This window comes from Paraburkholderia translucens (genome assembly GCF_020881035.1).
GTDB classification, from domain to species: Bacteria; Pseudomonadota; Gammaproteobacteria; order Burkholderiales; family Burkholderiaceae; genus Paraburkholderia; species Paraburkholderia translucens.
This window is the reverse complement of sequence record NZ_JAJITC010000021.1, coordinates 12,276-30,162: the sequence shown is the minus strand read 5'-3', so window position 1 is coordinate 30,162 and position 17,887 is coordinate 12,276. Positions and strand designations below refer to the sequence as shown.

The following is a 17,887-nucleotide window of genomic DNA, read 5'->3' as shown; positions in this document are numbered from 1 at the left end:
TCGCCGGGTGATCGACGATTCCTATAACTCCGGCCGCGCCAGATCGCTCGCGACGATATGTTCGCCATACACCTGCGCGGCCGCGAGCGCTTCGAGCCGGCTCGCGTGGGGGCCCAGTTCGGGCGCGCCATCGAACGGAAACAGCACGCGGCCATCGGTCGTCCGCACCACCTTGAGCACGCCAAAGAAGCGCCGGTAGCCGGTCATCTTCGCGCTCGCCGAAATCTCGAAATCGTCTTCCGACGTGCCAGGGACGCTGGGAATAAACGCTGTCTTGCTCATCGCTTGAAACATGGGTAGTTCATTGAGTCGGCGCGCAACGATAGTCCCGGCCGGCGCGCATTGTCTCAAATTTGCGTGAAGCATGAATCGCGTGACCGATCCCTGGTCGCGCGAGCAAATGCGCAATCCCGACACGCTCGACGTTCCGCCAATGCATCGAATGGTGAACCAACGTCAACTTTCATGGATATGTCATGCGCGCTCCCTAAAGTCTGCCCGCAATCGAAACAGCCATCGCTACATGGCACCAGAGAGACAACAACAGAGGGCAAACAACATGTCACATCGCATCGGGTTACGCGCATTCCTCATGGCCGCGTGCGCGGCCTTAATCGCTTTGATCGTGGCCGCCTGCGGCTCGTCTTCTTCCGGCGGGCTGCAACTGACCGGACAGCAGCAGATTCGCCACGTCTTCGTCATCACGCTCGAAAACGAAAATTACGCGACCACGTTCGGCGCGAACACCAAAGCGCCGTATCTGGCGCAGACGCTCGCCTCGCAAGGCGCGCTCGTGCAGCAGTACTACGGCACTGGCCACGTGAGTCTCGACAACTACATCGCGATGATCAGCGGCCAGGCGGCGACCAACGAGACCGATAACGACTGCACGACCTATCAGGACTTCAAGCTCACCGGCATGACCTCCGACGGCCAGGCGATCGGCTCGGGCTGTGTGTATCCGGCGAGCGTGAAGACACTGCCGGACCAGCTCACGGCAGCGGGCTATACATGGAAGGGCTACGAAGGCGACATGGGCAACGACCCGTCGCGCGAAGCCGCCACCTGCGGCCACCCGACGCTGAACACGACGGACCTCACGCAGTCGGCGGAAGCGCCGAGCGCGGCCGTGCCGCTCGGTGACCAGTACGCGACGCGCCACAACCCGTTCATGTACTTCCACTCGATTATCGATTCGCCGGACTGCGGCACGCACGTCGTCAATCTGAACAACCTGCAGAACGACCTGCAATCAATTTCGACCACCGCGAACTTCAACCTGATCACGCCGAACCTGTGCGACGACGGTCACGACGCGCCTTGCGTGAACGGCGAGCCGGGTGGCCTGACGAGCGCCAACACGTTCCTGCAGAAGTGGGTGCCGATCATCACGGCGTCGCCGGCGTTCCAGAAAGACGGTCTGCTCATCATCAACTTCGACGAAAGCAGCTACGCGACGGTCACCAGTTCCGCATCGGGCGAGGATCTGGTCTTTTCCGGCACGACCTGCTGCAGCCAGCAACCGGGCCCGAACCTGCCGTCGTTCCCGGAGACTTCGTCGCTCGCTTATAAGGGCATCACGATCAACCTGACCAAAACGAGCTACGGCGGCGACCAGACGGGCGCGGTGATGATCTCGAAGTTCATCAAGCCGGGCACGGTGTCGACGGTGCCGTACAACCACTATTCGATGCTGAAGAGCATCGAGGACATCTTCCAGCTCGGCTATCTCGGTTATGCGGGGCAGGCGGGTCTGGTCGGATTCGGCAGCGATATCTTCACGAACCTCTAAAGACTCGATGCTGCCTTCCGCCTCGCGATTCACGGCGCGCGCGAGCGCGTGCCGGATAGCACTCGCCGCCCTGATGGGCGGCGCGATGCTGAGCGGCGCCGTTGCGTCGGGCGCCGTTGCGTCGGGCGCCGTTGCGTCGGGCGCCGTTGCGGCGGGCGCCGTTGCATCGGCTCCGACACCGGCGCCCGCCGATGCGAAGCCCGTCTATAGCGATGCCGCCGCGCTCGGCAAGCTGATGTTCTTCGATCCGGCGCTGTCGAGCTCGGGGAAGATGTCGTGCGCGAGCTGTCACAGTCCGGAGCACGCGTATGGGCCGCCCAACGGTCTCGCCGCACAACTGGGCGGTGCGGACCTGCATCAGCAGGGCACGCGAGCGGTGCCGAGCCTGCGCTACGTGTTGAACCGTACGCCGGTCTGGACGCATGCGCAGCCAGCGAGCCTATCCGAGCGGCTCAGCGAAACGGATAACGCGCCTGTCGGCGGCTTCGGCTGGGATGGGCGCTTCAATTATCTGCACGATCAGGCAAGCTTCCCGCTGTTCAATCCGAACGAGATGGCGAACAAGGACCCGGCCGCGCTGCTCGCAAAGATGCAGCGCGCGCCGTATGCGACGCGCTTCAAGGAAGTGTTCGGTCAAAACATCTTTGCCGATCCGTCGAAAGCGTTCACGCAGGCGATGTACGCAATCGAGCGTTTCGAGCTCGAAGATCCGGACCTTCATCCGTACACGAGCAAGTTCGATTACTACCTCGACGGAAAAGTGCAACTAACGGCACAAGAGTTGCGCGGCAAAAAGCTGTTCGACGACCCGAGAGGCGGCAATTGCGCATCCTGTCATATCGACCAGCCGGGCGTGAACGGCGCTCATCCGCTTTTCACCGACTTCAATTTCCAGGCGCTTGGCGTGCCGCGCAACCCGGAGCTGAAGGTCAACGCCGATCCGAAGTATTTCGACATGGGTGTGTGCGGACCGCTGCGCCGGGATCAGAGTGACCAGCGCAATTGCGGGCTGTTCAAGTCGGTGTCGCTGCGCAATACCGCGACGCGCCGCGTGTTTTTCCACAATGGCCGCTTCCATACACTGAAGGACGCGCTGCGCTTCTACGTGCAACGCGATACGAACCCGGACAAGTGGTATCCGAAGGATGCGCACGGCAAAGTCGACAAATTCAACGATCTGCCGGTCGCACTGCGAGTGAACGTCGACACGACCGACAAGCCACTGACGCGCAAAGCGGGTGAGCGCCCGGTCTGGTCCGAACGCGACATCGACGACGTCGCTGCATTCCTCGCAACGCTGACCGACGGGTACCAACCCAAGGCAAAATAGGCGCGATTCATATCGAGAGCTTACGATCATCATTGATTTGAAAGACAAAAATCGTGGATGAGCGGTGTTGGCATGGATCGCGGCGCTATAATGCGCCGATCTTTGCTACCTTCCATCGTTCGTCATGAGTCGGTTACTTTGCCTGTTCATGCTTTCGCTCGGGCTCGCGCAAGCTGCGGCGGCCGACGAAAACAGCGACCGAATATCGGCGTATCTGACGCATAAATTCGGGCTGACGAAGGACAGAGCTCAAAAAATTTCGGACGCGGTGCAATCCGCCTCCTCCAAATACTCCCTCCCCCCGGCGCTGTTGCTCGCCATCATCTCGATCGAATCCCGCTTCAAGGAAAAAGCCCGCGGCGCCAATGGCGCGACGGGGCTGATGCAGGTCGTGCCGCAGGCGCATCGCGGGCTGCTGCACAACGTGAAGGACCTGACCGAACCGGGAGCGAACATCGAGGCCGGCTCGGCGATCCTGTACGGCTACATGCGCTCGGCCAACGGCGATCTGAATGCCGCGCTGAAGAGCTATGGCGGATCGAAGGCTTACGCGCAGAAGGTGAGTCTGCGCGTCGGGGATTTTGCGGCGATTGCGTCGTCCGCGGACGACGCTCAGGGGGCCGATGGGCGGTCCGCTTCGTGCGAGGCCGATCGTTGCGCCGGAACCAACCAGTGGGCGGACCCATTCAGCGTGCCGGCGATGCTTCTTGCGCCCTCAGCGGGCGGTGTTGCCACGGCGGCGCCGGCTGCGGCCTCGGGGACGACTTCGGGCGCGACGGCGGGCTCCACGCGCTCGGCGTCGAACTAGTCGCGCGCGCGGCTTCTTCCCCGGTTTCTGTCTGTACGCGCCGTAGGACTCGGACGGCTTGCCTGATATTTGAGATGCTGTTCCCTGCCGTAATAGTTCGCGGGCTGCCGGTTGCACGCTTTTTACGCACATTTCGCGGCCGGACTACAATGCATTCCCATTCGCGCTCACGAGGCGCTTCTTGCACCTGATCATGCAGACCCTCTTTTTCCGTACCACCGCAGCGGCCCTGTTCGGGCTGTTGGTCCTCACGGCATGCAGCACCCCGCCGCGGCCCAAATTCACTCAGGAACTGTTCGAAACCGGCGCAAGCCCGTACGCACGCAATTTCAATTCGAGTACGACCGATAGCTGCGAAGCCGCGCGCCGCGCACTGCTGAGCCAGGGCTATCTGACGACGATGTCGCGCCCGGATACCGTCGACGGCACGAAGGATTTTCAGCCGACCAGCGATACCCATGTGTCTGTCGAATTTCACGTCGTGTGCACGCCCGGCGAAGAGGCGGCCAGTACCAGCATCGTTTATGTGAACGCCGTGCAGAACGGCTACGCGCTGAAGAAAAGCGATACGTCGGCGAGCGTCGGGCTCAGCGTGCTCGGTTCGCTGTCGCTGCCGATCCGCTCGAATAGCGACGCGATGGTGAAGATCTCGAGCGAGACGATTCCATCGGGCAAGTTCTACGATCGCTTTTTCAGCCTCGTCGATCATTACTTGCAGACCGTCGTGCGCACGCAGCCGGTGACGAGCAGCCCGATCGAAACGCGAACATTGCCGGCGGCCGCGCCGCTCCAGGTGACGACTCCTGAGCCGGTGCCCGAGCCGGTGCCGGCGACGGCTCAGGCCGCCGTTCAAGCGACGACAGCCGTTCCGGTCCACCCAATGCCGCCAGCGCTCGCTCAATCGACAACGGGCGCGTCCGAAGGTGTGACGCCGCCAGTCGGGGCTCAGGCGCCAATCTTATCCTCCGCGCCCGCGCCACTGACCGGGTCAGTACCGGTTCCGCTCACGACCCCGTCGCCGGCCATTCAACTTGCCGACCCGGTCGACAAGGCGGCAGCGATCCAACCCGCGAGCGGCACGGCGCAGGTGCCGTGATCGCGGCGCGCACTCGCATTCGGGCTGACCAGGTTCCGGTCAGCCTGTCCTTCAACCGCGGAGCGAATTCACCTTATGGGGTTTACCGTATACGTATACAAACATAGTAGTAGTTAACAAGGCTTAACTGATTCTGTGGATAACTCGTAAATGTCCCGGCGCTTCAACGCCATGCGAAAACTATAACCCTGCGGAACACGCCGGTAGAAAAACTACATACGCGGGATAAGTTCGAACCTCCGTTAACCGACCTCCGCGTTTATCAAGATTTCGCGCACAGGCTGTCCGTCGTGCTATCCCAAAGTTGTTCAGAGGTCGCTGTGGATAACCGTCCTGCGAATAAAGGCCCGTTGCTCGCGCTCCAACGCTTCGCGTGATGCGAAGCGCTCGCCAACGCACAGATTTCCGGCCGCCAAATGCGCACATTCACAACGCGGCACGAAGATTGCGCACCGTTATTTTGCAAGCGCAACTGTTGCTATTTTGTCAAAACCATTTGTACAGCGAACAATCCGGCATAAAGTTAAAGTGGTTTCTGAGGTTCCTGGTGCAGTGCGGGGGATGTATGAAACGCAGATCAGCACGACAGCTAGTCCGTCTTCTCTCGGACCTTCGGCATGCGGCTCAATGCAGAACGTTACGCGCGGCCGCGACCAATCGGGCGATGGCGCTGGGAGCCGCCGAGGCTGACGAGAACGTCGACGCCGCCGGCGAAGATAGTCCCGAGTCCACGCGCGACACACAGCGGGACAAACTGTTCCGGAGCAGATCGTGAGAGCCGCGAGCGAGCAGTCGTTGCGGTTTCTGGTCGAGAAGTGGCTAGCGCCGTCGCCTGCCCAGCCGATTCACGTGACGGAGTTCAGCCGCACGCGCACGGGCGGCCGGCGTTATGTGCGGGTCGAAACGTCGACGGGAGAGGGCGCGCGAGGGTTGTTCTTCTTTCGTCACGACGACGGCTGCTGGTGCGTGTTTCCGCCGACCGCCGATGCACCGGGCGCGGTCGCTCATCCGCGCGCGGCATAGTTCTGCAAATCGGCAAGACCGGCTGACCGCTCAGCGCGTCAGTCGCGCACCGAACCTGTCACAACCCCCGAGCCGCCAGCATTTCGCCGAGCACGAGCCTGCTCGCAAACGGCGCGAACACGCCTTCCATGCTGAAGATCACCGCCGCGTGCGATGGCGCCGCATAGCGCTGCAGCGTGTTTTGCCGGTGCTGCAGGAGACCGCGAGCCTGTTGCGGAATCTGGTTTGAGCGCGCCGCAGCGGTTGGCGCGGCGCGAGGCGGCCGGCTTGTGGCGCAGCCGGTCATGCCCTTCGTATGGCTTGCCCGGCAGACGAAGGCACGCTGAAAGCAAGCTGTCTCCCGGAAAATACATATCGGGTTTTGCGCATGACAAACCGCCTACGCTTGGGTAATACTCTCCCGCGGGGAGCGCAAGGCACCTCGAAGTCCAGCCCGCTCTACCGTGCAGCTGTTGTATTCATTCACATTGACTTAGTCGTCTGGTTTGGGGAACAACACATGAAGAAAGTTATCGTCTCGCTCGCAGCCGCTTCGATCGCGCTCGTTTCCGTTCAGGCCTTCGCTCAGGCATCGGAAGCCGCTCCCGCAGCAGCCGCAAGCGCACCGAAGAAGCATCACGTCAAGCAACTGAAGACGCACGGCAAGAAAGCACACGTTTCCGCCGAAGCTTCCGCCGCGGGCACGAACGACAAGGGCACGCAAAACTGATCCGACGCCCGCTCGCCGGGCGCGCCGTACCGCTGCGCCGCACCGCCGGTTGGTCGACGCAGCCGTGGCGCCAGATGCGTTACCAGCAAAAAAGGCCAGAGCATGCGCTCTGGCCTTTTTTGCTTTTGCGGCGGGTCTTGCGCGGGACGATCAGCCCGCGAGTCCGCGCCGGATCACGTCGTCCAGTAGCCCGTTCAGGCCGTCCGGATGGGTGGCGGCGCGCGTTTTCAGCTCTTCGACCAGCCCGCTGCTCAGCTTGCATGCAAACGGAACCAAGCCTTGAGCCTGATCGAGCTTGCGCTGCTCGCGCCGGTCGATCTTCGGCTCGGTCGCCGCGCCCTTGCCGGCGCGGTTCGCGGCCGCCTGCTTCATCGCGTTACCCAGTTTCAGTGCCTTGTTCTTTTCAAGGTCGGTTTTTTTCATCGCCATCGGAAAGGCCTTTGCGAAATAGATCAACCTGCATTGTACGCAAGCACGCGGCGTCAGCCGATGCGCGACGGCTCGCCGGCCGAAACGCTGTCCATCAACGCGCGCATCCGCTGCCAATGCGTGCCTTCCCAGAACACACGCGAGCAGACGTCGCAGGTGACGAAGCGGTCATGCCGCTGCAGCACGCCGTGCGGCACGCGCGGGGCGGCTTCCTCACGCGCGATGCGCCGCAGCGGCGCGTTGCATATCAGGCATAGCCGGAACGGTTGCGCGCTGCGCGCGAGATCGAGCCGCTCGAACACTTCGCGCAACTGCTCGCGCGGCCGCAATGCGCGCACGTAGCAGCCGTGCGTGATGTTGCGGCGTTTGAGCAGCTCGCGGTCGCGCGTCAGCACGATGCGCTGTTGCGCGGCGGCGAGCGCCTCGATATCGGCGTCAGGATAATGGTTGTCGTACAGCGTATCGAAGCCCGCGAGCCGCAGCAGAGGCGCGAGGCCGCCGAGATGCGCATCGGCGATGAAGCGCACCACCCGCAACGGCCGCTCGCGCACGCGCAGCAGTGGCTGGATGTCGAGCGCCTCGAATTTCGGATAGACGGCGACGCGGTCGCCGTCGGCGAGCGGATGATCGAATCCGACCGAGTCGCCGTTCACGAGTATCAACTCGACCTCGGTATGCGGCACGCCGAGCACTTCGATCATGTGCTTGGTCGTCGCGCCGCGTGCGCAGACGCAGGTGAACGCGCGCCGGCGCAGCGGGCGGGCGATGAAGTCGTTCAGCTCCTCGTAGAAACGGAATGTCGCAGTGACCATCCTAAGAGTATGGCACCGCCCGGATTGCGCGTTGTCCTGCGCTTGTCGCATGAGTGTGCTTTACTTCGGGTTCTTTAGAAGACGGAGCGATAGATGGACATCGGTTTTATTGGTCTCGGCGAGATGGGCGCCGCGATGGTTGCAAACATTCTGAAAGCCGGGCACCAGGTGCGTGTGTGGAACCGCTCGCCGGAGAAGGCGCTGCCGCTGGCCGCGCTGGGCGCGCAGATCGTCGCGACGCCGGCAGAAGCGTTTGCGGGCGACGCCGTGTTCTCGATGCTCGCCGACGATGCCGCGCTGCGCGAAGTCATCACCGCGTCGCTGCTCGAACATGCGCCGCGCGGGCTGATCCACGCAAACATGGCGACGATTTCCGTGGCGCTCGCCGAGGAACTGGCGACCGCGCACGCGTCGCGCGGCGTGCACTACGTCGCCGCGCCTGTGCTCGGACGGCCTGACGTCGCAGCGGCGGGCAAGCTGACGATCGTCGCGGGCGGCCCGGCCGAATCGATCGACCGGATTCAGCCGATTTTCGACGCGCTTGGCCAGAAGACCTGGCGCATCGGCTCGCTGCCGCAGCAGGCGAACGTGATGAAGCTCGCCGCGAACTTCATGCTCGGCGCGGCGATCGAGACGCTCGGCGAGGCGGCCGCGCTCGTGACCGGCCACGGGCTCGCGATGCAGGACTTCCTCGACGTGATCACGAGCGGCCTGTTCCAGGGACCGGTGTACTCGGGCTACGGCAAGCTGATCGCCGAGCAGCGCTTCGAGCCTGCGCTGTTCAAGGCGCGCCTCGGCCTGAAGGACGTGCGCCTCGCGCTCGCCGCCGCCGATGCGGTGACGACTCCGATGCCGGTCGCGAGCGTGGTGCGCGACAGCCTGATCGAGGCGATTGCGCACGGCGACGGCGAGAAGGATTTCGCGGTACTGGGTCAGGTGGCGACGCGTCGCGCCGGCCGTTGACGAAAGGTGTCGATCGCCGGACCCTGGCGATCGATACGAGTGGCCGCGTGAAGTGACGACGGGCGGCGAGGCATAATAGCCGCCCGATTTTCTCTCTCCCCGATTTCGATGACTCTGCACACCTGGTGGCTATTCGCCGTCACCGTTTTCGTCGTTTCCGCCATTCCCGGTCCAAACATGCTGCTCGTGATGACGCACGGCGCCCAGCACGGCCTGCGCCGCGCAAGTGCGACCATGGCCGGGTGCCTGTCGGCGCTGGTGTTGATGCTGGCGGTATCGGCGGCGGGGCTCGGCGTCTTCCTGGCGGCGTGGCCGACGATGTTCAATGCGCTGCGCATGATCGGCGCGGCCTATCTGGTGTACCTGGGTATCAAGGCCTGGCGTGCGCCGGTCGACGAAACCATCGCGCGAAACGTCGATGAATTGACGGCGAAGCCCGTGCGCTCGCGCCTGGCGCTATTTCGTAACGGTTTTCTGGTCGCGAGCAGCAATCCGAAGGCGATCCTGTTCGCGGCCGCGCTGTTGCCCCAATTCATCGATGCGGCGCAGCCGAAGTTGCCGCAATTCGGCGTGCTGGTCGCCACGTTCGCGTCGATCGAGGTCAGCTGGTATCTGGTGTACGCGGGGTTCGGCACGCGCATCGGCACGAAGCTGAAGAGCCGCAGCGTCGCGCGGATGTTCCATCGGCTGACGGGCGGCGTATTCGTCGGTTTCGGCGCGATGATGGCGCTAGTGCGTCATTGAGCAGCTTGCGTCTGGAGAGGCAAGGGAAACTGAACCACAGGGATGTGACCGTTGTATGTTCGCAACATTGAGGGTCAACCCTAATTTGCATGTTGCGACGCACCAAGCGGTTTGCTATAGTACGTTTTGTCTCCTCCATGTCTCCACTGATATGGATTCAGCCCGCCAACCTAGGTGGGCTTTTTTTTGCCCGGAATTCTTCGAAGAACCCGTTGTGCGATACGCCGGCGTCGGCGAAGGCCCGCGAAATGAGCGCGCTTTAAAGCAAAAAGCCGGTCTGTGATGACCGGCTTTTCTGTGGGACAGCAGACGCTCGACCTGGTGCCGACGCCCGCGGGTCGGTTCGCCTAGCGCTTCAAGCCGGCGTCTTCGGCTGCGCCGATCGCGAGATTCATACACTGGATCGCCGCGCCCGATGCGCCCTTGCCGAGATTGTCCAGACGCGCCACGGTCACGAAACGCTCCTCGTTGCCGAACACGAACAGGTCGACGCGATTTGTGTCGTTGTTCGCCTGCACGTCGAAGAAGCCGTTGTCGAGATTCGCCTCGGCGCTGAACGGCGCGACGTGCACGAACGCTTCACCCGCGTAGTACTCCGCGAACAGAGCCTGCACGTCCTGCGGCTTAGTCTTTTTCGCGAGCTGCTGCGGCGAGAAGTATGTGGTGACCGCAAGGCCCTTGTAAAAGTCGCCGACGATCGGCGTGAAGATCGGCGCCGACTTCAGGCCCGTATGCGCCGCCATTTCCGGCAGATGCTTGTGCGTGAGGCCGAGCGCATACGGGCGCGGGCTCTTCAGCCTGTCGTTGCCGCCCGCTTCATAGTCGGCAATCATTTTCTTGCCGCCGCCGCTGTAGCCGGTGATCGAGTAGGCGTGCGCGGCGAACTCGGGCGCGACGATGCCGGCTTCGACGAGTGGGCGCATCGCAAGCACGAAGGCCGATGCGTGGCAGCCCGGCACGGCAATGCGTTTGGCCGTCCGCAGACGCTCGCGTTGCGAGCGGGCCAGCTCGGGCAAGCCGTAGGCCCAGTCGGGCGACGTGCGGAACGCGGTGCTCGCGTCGATCAGCACGGTGCGGTCGTTGTCGACGAGCGAAGCGGATTCGCGCGAGGCGACGTCAGGCAGGCACAGGAACGTGACGTCCGACGCGTTGATGAGACGACGGCGCTCGTCGAGGTCCTTGCGCTTGGCTTCTTCGATACGCAGGATTTCGATGTCGGCGCGCTGCGACAGGTATTCAAAAATCTTCAGGCCGGTGGTGCCTTCCTGTCCGTCGACAAAAACTTTCGTGCTCATCTCGATCTCACTCACTGGAAACGTGGCGCGACGCCGCGCCGGAACGCCATTTTAAGACTTCAACACCGCGCACGTGCGCTGCAGCGCGAAAAAACGACGATGCGCGCGGGGCGTGACAGTGGCGTGACCTGTTGCGAGGTGAATGCGGGCCGATAATCGCAGATAGGCTTCGGCGACTTTCTTCAGGTGGCCGTAGCCGCTGTGAAAAACGATGCCGATCGTCCGCGTGGAAAGCTCCAGCAAAGCAAGCGGAAAGGTGAACGGGAAACCCTACGCAATGCGGCGCGCTGGCGCGCCGCGACGACCACCGCTAGCGCCCGTAATTGACCACTAGCCGCGCGCTGCCGATCGCGGCCGTGCCGATCTCATGGTCGAACATCAACGCGGGGCGTCCTTGCGCGAGACGCAGTTTGTCCGAGTTCAGCGCGTACACCGTGATGATATAGCGATGCGGTTTGCCGGGCGGCGGGCATGGGCCCCCATATCCGTCGGTATCGAAATCGTTGCGCGCTTCGACCGCGCCGAGTTTCTGCAGGAAACCCGACGAACTCGCATTTTCGGGCAGGCTGTCGACGGTAGCCGGGATGCCCGCGACCGCCCAGTGCCACCAGCCGCGACCCGGCGCGTCCTCGTCGAACATCGTGATCGCGAAGCCGCGCGTGCCGGCCGGCGCGTTGCGCCACGTCAGTTGTGGCGAATGGTTGCCGCCCTTGCAGTCGTTCTGGTCGAACACCTGCGCGCTTTGCACGGTGCCACCCCCGCGCACGTTCGCGCTCGTCAGCGTGAACGGGCCGTCGGCCCGCGCACCGGCACTATGCGCCGCGAATAGCGCGAGCATCGCGCCGAGCGCGAGCGATCGATCCCGCCACGATGACGCCAGCGAAACAACCAGGCAACGCATGTGCATTTGCCGGTTCTCCTGTCAGGGCGCGAGGCAAATCTCCTCGCGATGGTCGTTGTCCTTAATTGTGCCCCAAGGTCGAATCAAGTCTAACATCACCGCTGATTAGCTCTGCGATGCATTATGTTCGCGTCTCGCGGAATTAGCAGACAGGAAATCAGCTATAGTGGCAGGCATTGTCGCGCGGCCCTGACGGCATTTCACTCGCTTAGGTTGGAACGTCGAAATACGTGTTAGAAGTTGTGGAGACCGGTTTATCCGTCCAGAGGAGGACGATGCAAGTTTCGCTCAGGGTCGTGGTTGCGGATGATCATCCGGTCATTCTGTTTGGCGCAGAACATGCGCTGCTCAAGTTTCCCGGTATGCAAGTCGTTGGGCGTGCGAGGCAGTCGACGGAACTCGTCAAAATGCTGCAATCCACCGAATGCGACGTGCTCGTCACCGACTTGGCCATGCCCGGCGGCCAGTACGGCGATGGCTTGCAACTCATCGACTATTTGCGCCGCAATTTCCCGAATCTGCCGATCGTCGTGCTCACCATGCTCGAGAACGCCGCGCTGCTCAAACGGCTCAAGGAGCTTGGCGTGACGTCGGTCGTGAACAAATCGGACGATCTGAGCCACATTGCGCTCGCGGTGCAGCACGTCGGCCGTCGCATCGGCTATATGAGTCCGTCGGTGAAGGCGGTGCTCGACGGGTTGCGGGTCAATTCAGCCGGCAGGCGCGACGACTCGAAGCTGTCGCGGCGCGAACTCGAAGTCGTACGCCTGTTCGTGTCGGGCATGACGATCAAGGAAATCTCCGAGCGTTTGAACCGAAGCATCAAGACGATCAGCACGCAGAAAAACGCGGCCATGCGCAAGCTGGGAATCGATCGAGACTCCGAACTATTCAAGTATGCTCAGAGCAATGGTTTGCTGAATCTGTCGTCGAATTCGCGTAAGGACGCCGCCAGCGATTCCTGACATCGCGCATCGATTTATCTGCATGCCCAGCGGCGATAAAAAAGCCGCCTGTTTCGCAACAGGCGGCTTTTCATTCATTTCGCATAAAGCGGCTGCGCTTTACTGCGGCGTAGCCGTTGCGCCGCCATGCGCAGCCGACCACTCGGCCGGCGCGTGCAGGAATTTCTCCACTTCGTCGATCGTCTTCGTGTCGAAATAGTTGTTGGCCTTCGCGACACGCAGCACGTCCCACCACGTGGCGAGTGCGTGCAGATCGACGTCGATGTCCTTCAGCACCGACACGCTCTCCTTGAAGATGTTGTAGTGAAACAGCACGAAGCAATGGTTCACGGTGGCGCCGGCGGTGCGCAGCGCGTTGATGAAGTTGATCTTGCTGCGGCTGTCGGTGGTCAGGTCTTCGACCAGCAGCACGCGCTGCCCTTCGGTCAGCAGACCCTCGATCTGCGCGTTGCGGCCGAAACCCTTCGGCTTCTTGCGCACGTACTGCATCGGCACCATCAGGCGATCGGACAGCCAGGCCGCGAACGGGATGCCGGCGGTTTCGCCGCCGGCGACAGCGTCGATCTGCTCATAACCGACGTCGCGCAGGATCGTCGCTTCTGCCATTTCCATCAGGCCACGGCGCACGCGCGGATACGAAATCAGCTTGCGGCAGTCGATATATACCGGGCTCGCCCAGCCGGACGTGAAAATATACGGTTTCTCCGCGTTGAAATGCACTGCTTGCACTTCGAGCAGCATCTTGGCGGTAGTGTCGGAGATCGTCTGGCGATCGAAGCCTGTCATGGGCGGATCCTTCGGAATGAGCGGGGGGAGAAGCGGGCGCGGGGCCCGATGGCGCAGCAAGCGGGGTATGCCGCGCCATGTCAGGCGGAATACGGGGCCGGGGGCAGAGCACGGACCGGCTTTTGCTGCGCGCGTGGGCCGTTATTTTACCCGAAATGGGTCGTACGGACGAGTCCGTCGTGAGCCGCGGGGCGAGAGCGCTTCGCCGCGCGCATCGTCTTGTGACCGGGTAAGGCGGCCTTTACACTCACGCGACTTCTCCGGGCCGCCGCGTGCACAGCCGGCCCTTGACCTACGGAATGCTTTCAATGAACGCCGCCACACCCGCTACCGACGCCGCCGCCCGCCTCACCGTCAACCAGGGTTATGCGGGCCGCGCGCTGCTCGCGTCGGTGCTTGGCTACGCGATGGACGGCTTCGATCTGCTGATTCTCGGCTTCATGCTGCCGGCAATCGCCGTCGACCTGCATCTGAGCTCGTCGCAGGCCGGTGCGCTCGTGACCTGGACGCTGATCGGCGCAGTCGCGGGCGGCATGATCTTCGGCGTGCTCAGCGATTATTACGGGCGCGTGCGAATGCTGACGTGGACGATTCTGGTCTTTGCGGTGTTTACCGGTCTGTGCGCGCTCGCGCAAGGTTACACGGACCTGCTGATCTATCGGACCATTGCGGGCATCGGGCTGGGCGGCGAATTCGGCATCGGCATGACGCTCGTCGCGGAAGCATGGCCGGCGGCGCAGCGGGCGCGGGTTTCGTCGTACGTCGGGCTTGGCTGGCAGCTTGGTGTGCTGGCGGCCGCGTTGCTGACGCCGCTGCTGCTGCCGGTGATCGGCTGGCGCGGCATGTTCGCGCTGGGGCTGCTGCCGGCGCTGGCATCGTTCTTCGTGCGTCGCCGTGTCGAGGAGCCCGCACTTTTCAACGAACGCGTCGCGCGCGGCATGCGCAAGCTGCCGCTCAGACTGCTGTTCGTCGATGCGCGCACGACGGGCGCCAGTCTCGGCATCGTGATTCTGTGCTCGGTGCAAAATTTCGGCTATTACGGGCTGATGATCTGGTTGCCAAGCTATCTGTCGAAGACCTTCGGTTATTCGCTGACCAAATCCGGGCTGTGGACCGCCGCGACGATCCTCGGCATGGCGTCCGGCATCTGGCTATTCGGCATCGCCGCCGACCGCTTCGGCCGCAAGCCGACGTTCCTGTTCTACCAGGCGGGCGCTGTCGTCATGGTGTTCGTGTATGCGCAACTGACGACGCCGGCGGCACTGCTGATCGGCGGCGCGGCGATGGGGGTGTTCGTGAACGGCATGCTCGGGGGCTACGGCGCGCTGATATCGGAACTCTATCCAACCGATGCGCGCGCCACCGCGCAGAACGTGCTGTTCAACACGGGCCGCGCGGTGGGCGGTTTTGGGCCGCTTGTCGTGGGCGCGCTGGCGGCGCGCTACTCATTCGGGGCGGCGCTTGCGCTGCTGGCGTCGATTTATCTGCTGGACATCTTCGCGACACTGTTCCTGATTCCTGAGCGACGCGGCGCCGAACTCGACTGAGCTGGTAGACGCGGTGCAAGTGCAAGCGCAGTTTCGCGTACGGCGACGCAGCATCCGCGGCGGCTGTTTCGCCAGTGGCGAGTCCGGTTAACCACACGGTGCATCGAAGCATTCGGGGTGTACACTGATCGACCCGCGAAGCACTCCACATCGTCCCGTCTTCGTCGAGGTAAGCCATCGCGCCTGACCGGGCGCGTGCGAACCCTGCCTCGGTTGGCTTTCCGTCCGACAGATGAATGCGCTGCAATGGTGTGGGGCACCGGGCCCAATCACTTACGTCTCGCAGGCCTAGAAATGGACGAACAACTCAAGCAAAGCGCTCTCGCATATCACCAGAATCCGAAACCCGGCAAGATTTCGGTGACGCCCACCAAGCCGCTGTCGAACCAGCTGGATCTGTCGCTCGCATATTCGCCGGGCGTGGCCGCAGCCTGTATGGCGATCCACGAGGAACCGCTCGACGCGCAGAAGTACACGTCGCGCGGCAACCTCGTCGGCGTGATTACGAATGGCACCGCGGTGCTCGGCCTCGGCAATATCGGCCCGCTCGCCGCGAAGCCGGTGATGGAAGGCAAGGGCTGTCTGTTCAAGAAGTTCGCGGGCATCGACGTGTTCGACATCGAGCTCTCCGAGTCGGATCCGGACAAGCTCGTCGAGGCGATCGCGATGCTCGAGCCGACCCTGGGCGGCATCAACCTCGAAGACATCAAGGCGCCCGAGTGCTTCTACATCGAGAAGAAGCTGCGCGAGCGCATGAAGATTCCGGTCTTCCACGACGATCAGCACGGCACCGCGATCATCGCCTCGGCGGCCATCCTGAACGGCCTCAAAGTGGTCGGCAAGAAGCTCGAGGAAGTCAAGCTCGTCTGTTCGGGCGCGGGCGCGGCGGCCATCGCGTGTCTGGATCTGCTCGTCAATCTCGGTCTGTCGAAGAAGAACATTCTCGTCGCCGACTCGAAGGGCGTGATCTACGAAGGGCGCGGCAATCTCGATCCTTCGAAGGAGCGCTATGCGGCGCACACCGAAGCCCGCTCGCTCGCCGATGCGATCCGCGGCGCCGACGTGTTCCTCGGCTGCTCGAGCGCCGGCGTGCTGAAGCCGGAAATGGTGGCGGAAATGGGCACCCAGCCGCTGATTCTCGCGCTCGCGAACCCCGAGCCGGAAATCCGTCCTGAAGAAGCGAAGAAGGTGCGCCCGGACTGCATCATCGCTACGGGCCGGTCGGACTATCCGAACCAGGTCAACAACGTGCTGTGCTTCCCGTTCATCTTCCGCGGTGCGCTCGACGTCGGCGCGATGACGATCACCGAAGAAATGAAGCTCGCATGCGTGCGCGCGATCGCCGAACTGGCCGAGGAAACCGACCAGGGCGATGAAGTCGCCAAGGCTTACGAGGGCCACTCGCTCGAATTCGGTCCCGAATACCTGATTCCGAAGCCGTTCGATCCGCGCCTGATTATCAAGATCGCGCCGGCCGTCGCGCAAGCCGCGATGGATTCGGGTGTCGCGACTCGCCCGATCCAGGACATGGACGCGTACCGCGAACAGCTCGGCGCGACCGTGTATCGGTCGGGCATGGTGATGCGGCCGGTGTTCGCGGCGGCGAAGTCGGCTCCAGCGCGCATCGTGTTCGCGGAAGGCGAAGACGAGCGCGTGCTGCGCGCCGCGCAGTTTGTGCTGCTCGAAAAGATCGCCAAACCGATCCTGGTCGGCCGTCCGTCGGTGATCGAGATGCGGCTGAAGAAAATGGGCTCGAAGCTCAAGTGCGGTGAAGACGTCGAGATCGTCGATCCGGAAGACGATCCGCGCTATCACAAGAGCTGGCAGGCGTACCACGAGATCGGCGCGCGCGAAGGCGTGACGCCGGACGTCGCGAAGGCCGCGATGCGCAAGTTCAACACGCTGATCGGCGCGATCCTCGTGCATCTCGGCGATGCGGACGGCATGATCTGCGGCATGATCGGCCAGTACCACACGCACCTGAACTTCATCGAGCAGGTGCTCGGCAAGGCTGAAGACGTCGAGAATTTCGCCGCGATGAACCTGCTGATGCTGCCGGGCCGCAACCTGTTCATCTGCGACACGTACGTGAACGAAGTGCCGACTGCCGAGCAGCTCGCCGACATGACGATGCTCGCCGCGCGCGAAATCGAGAAGTTCGGCATCACGCCGAAGGTCGCGCTGCTGTCGAATTCGAACTTCGGCAGCGCGCCGTCGTCGTCGTCGCAGCGCATGGCCGCGGCGCGCAAACTGATCACGCAACGCGCGCCGTCGCTCGAAATCGACGGTGAAATGCATGGCGACGCGGCGCTGTCGGAGGCGGTCCGCAAGGCCGCTTTCCCGGGCACGACGCTCGCCGGCGAAGCGAATCTGCTGATCATGCCGAACGTCGAAGCGGCGAACATCGCCTACAACCTGCTGAAGGTCGTCGGCGGCGAGGGAGTGACGGTCGGTCCGTTCCTGCTCGGCGCGGAAAAACCGGTGCATATCCTGACGCCGGCCGCGACCGTGCGCCGGATCATCAACATGACGGCGGTCGCTTCGGCGAACGCGCGCAAGCCGGTGACCGCGAAGTAATGTGTATCGCGCGCGGTTGAAGCGGGCGCGGTAGATAGTATTGCGCTCGCGATCACGTCATCAAAAGCGCTACGGAATTCCGGTTCTGTAGCGTTTTTTTTCGCGCGAAA

17 protein-coding genes and 1 pseudogene are annotated in these 17,887 nt (G+C 62.9%); 11 read left to right on the top strand and 7 right to left on the bottom strand.

What is annotated here, in order from left to right; genetic code table 11:
• Window positions 1-21 precede the first annotated feature (21 nt).
• Complete coding sequence (locus LJ655_RS27430) at window positions 22-282, bottom strand: DUF6723 family protein (protein WP_230564344.1); 261 nt, start codon at window positions 280-282, stop codon at window positions 22-24.
• Between the two features lie 277 nt (window positions 283-559).
• Between LJ655_RS27430 and LJ655_RS27425 the strand changes: the two genes are divergently transcribed.
• The 5 genes from LJ655_RS27425 to LJ655_RS27405 all read left to right on the top strand — a co-directional run bounded on the left by LJ655_RS27425 (window position 560) and on the right by LJ655_RS27405 (window position 6,049).
• Window positions 560-1,792: an alkaline phosphatase family protein gene (locus LJ655_RS27425; protein ID WP_230564305.1), complete on the top strand. Its 1,233-nt coding sequence runs from the start codon at window positions 560-562 to the stop codon at window positions 1,790-1,792.
• Window positions 1,793-1,865: 73 nt separating this feature from the next.
• A complete protein-coding gene (locus LJ655_RS27420; RefSeq protein WP_425605842.1) occupies window positions 1,866-3,122 on the top strand; it encodes a cytochrome-c peroxidase in 1,257 nt (418 codons plus the stop codon).
• 124 nt (window positions 3,123-3,246) lie between these two features.
• Window positions 3,247-3,930, top strand: a complete 684-nt coding sequence (locus LJ655_RS27415) for a lytic transglycosylase domain-containing protein (protein ID WP_230564304.1) — start codon at window positions 3,247-3,249, stop codon at window positions 3,928-3,930.
• Window positions 3,931-4,123: 193 nt separating this feature from the next.
• On the top strand, window positions 4,124-5,026 hold the full coding sequence (locus tag LJ655_RS27410) for a DUF2242 domain-containing protein (protein ID WP_230564303.1): 903 nt from the start codon (window positions 4,124-4,126) through the stop codon (window positions 5,024-5,026).
• A 771-nt stretch (window positions 5,027-5,797) separates the two neighbouring features.
• Window positions 5,798-6,049 carry a hypothetical protein gene (locus LJ655_RS27405; protein ID WP_230564302.1) on the top strand — a complete coding sequence of 84 codons (252 nt, stop codon included), beginning with the start codon at window positions 5,798-5,800 and terminating at the stop codon, window positions 6,047-6,049.
• A gap of 61 nt (window positions 6,050-6,110) precedes the next feature.
• Here the strand turns inward: LJ655_RS27405 and LJ655_RS30425 are convergent.
• A pseudogene (locus tag LJ655_RS30425) lies at window positions 6,111-6,221 on the bottom strand (EamA family transporter); the annotation flags it as partial.
• Between the two features lie 327 nt (window positions 6,222-6,548).
• On the opposite strand from LJ655_RS30425, the gene LJ655_RS27395 reads away from it, so the two are divergent.
• Window positions 6,549-6,758 carry a hypothetical protein gene (locus LJ655_RS27395; RefSeq protein ID WP_230564301.1) on the top strand — a complete coding sequence of 70 codons (210 nt, stop codon included), beginning with the start codon at window positions 6,549-6,551 and terminating at the stop codon, window positions 6,756-6,758.
• Window positions 6,759-6,908: 150 nt separating this feature from the next.
• Here LJ655_RS27395 and LJ655_RS27390 read toward each other — a convergent pair whose 3' ends face one another.
• Together LJ655_RS27390 and LJ655_RS27385 are read right to left on the bottom strand one after the other, a co-directional pair.
• Window positions 6,909-7,187 (bottom strand): hypothetical protein, encoded by a 279-nt coding sequence (locus tag LJ655_RS27390; RefSeq protein WP_230564300.1) that lies wholly within the window; start codon window positions 7,185-7,187, stop codon window positions 6,909-6,911.
• A 53-nt stretch (window positions 7,188-7,240) separates the two neighbouring features.
• Window positions 7,241-7,999, bottom strand: coding sequence for a Mut7-C RNAse domain-containing protein (locus LJ655_RS27385; RefSeq protein WP_230564299.1), 759 nt, complete (start codon window positions 7,997-7,999; stop codon window positions 7,241-7,243).
• Between the two features lie 93 nt (window positions 8,000-8,092).
• Here LJ655_RS27385 and LJ655_RS27380 point away from each other — a divergent pair, with 93 nt between their 5' ends.
• Entirely contained in the window at window positions 8,093-8,962 is an 870-nt protein-coding gene (locus LJ655_RS27380) for an NAD(P)-dependent oxidoreductase (RefSeq protein ID WP_230564298.1), read from the top strand.
• 108 nt (window positions 8,963-9,070) lie between these two features.
• Entirely contained in the window at window positions 9,071-9,706 is a 636-nt protein-coding gene (locus LJ655_RS27375; protein ID WP_230564297.1) for a LysE family translocator, read from the top strand.
• 347 nt (window positions 9,707-10,053) lie between these two features.
• Here the strand turns inward: LJ655_RS27375 and argC are convergent, their stop codons facing one another.
• Together argC and LJ655_RS27365 are read right to left on the bottom strand one after the other, a co-directional pair.
• A complete protein-coding gene (argC, locus tag LJ655_RS27370; protein WP_230564296.1) occupies window positions 10,054-11,001 on the bottom strand; it encodes an N-acetyl-gamma-glutamyl-phosphate reductase in 948 nt (315 codons plus the stop codon).
• A gap of 310 nt (window positions 11,002-11,311) precedes the next feature.
• Window positions 11,312-11,908 (bottom strand): YbhB/YbcL family Raf kinase inhibitor-like protein, encoded by a 597-nt coding sequence (locus LJ655_RS27365; protein ID WP_230564295.1) that lies wholly within the window; start codon window positions 11,906-11,908, stop codon window positions 11,312-11,314.
• A gap of 269 nt (window positions 11,909-12,177) precedes the next feature.
• On the opposite strand from LJ655_RS27365, the gene LJ655_RS27360 reads away from it, so the two are divergent.
• A complete protein-coding gene (locus LJ655_RS27360) occupies window positions 12,178-12,867 on the top strand; it encodes a response regulator (RefSeq protein ID WP_230564294.1) in 690 nt (229 codons plus the stop codon).
• A 99-nt stretch (window positions 12,868-12,966) separates the two neighbouring features.
• On the opposite strand, the gene LJ655_RS27355 is transcribed toward LJ655_RS27360, so the two are convergent.
• On the bottom strand, window positions 12,967-13,653 hold the full coding sequence (locus tag LJ655_RS27355; protein WP_008919476.1) for an orotate phosphoribosyltransferase: 687 nt from the start codon (window positions 13,651-13,653) through the stop codon (window positions 12,967-12,969).
• Window positions 13,654-13,961: 308 nt separating this feature from the next.
• Between LJ655_RS27355 and LJ655_RS27350 the strand changes: the two genes are divergently transcribed.
• Both LJ655_RS27350 and LJ655_RS27345 read left to right on the top strand, forming a co-directional pair.
• A complete protein-coding gene (locus LJ655_RS27350) occupies window positions 13,962-15,200 on the top strand; it encodes an MFS transporter (RefSeq protein ID WP_230564293.1) in 1,239 nt (412 codons plus the stop codon).
• A 294-nt stretch (window positions 15,201-15,494) separates the two neighbouring features.
• A complete protein-coding gene (locus LJ655_RS27345) occupies window positions 15,495-17,777 on the top strand; it encodes an NADP-dependent malic enzyme (RefSeq protein ID WP_230564292.1) in 2,283 nt (760 codons plus the stop codon).
• Window positions 17,778-17,887: the final 110 nt, after the last annotated feature.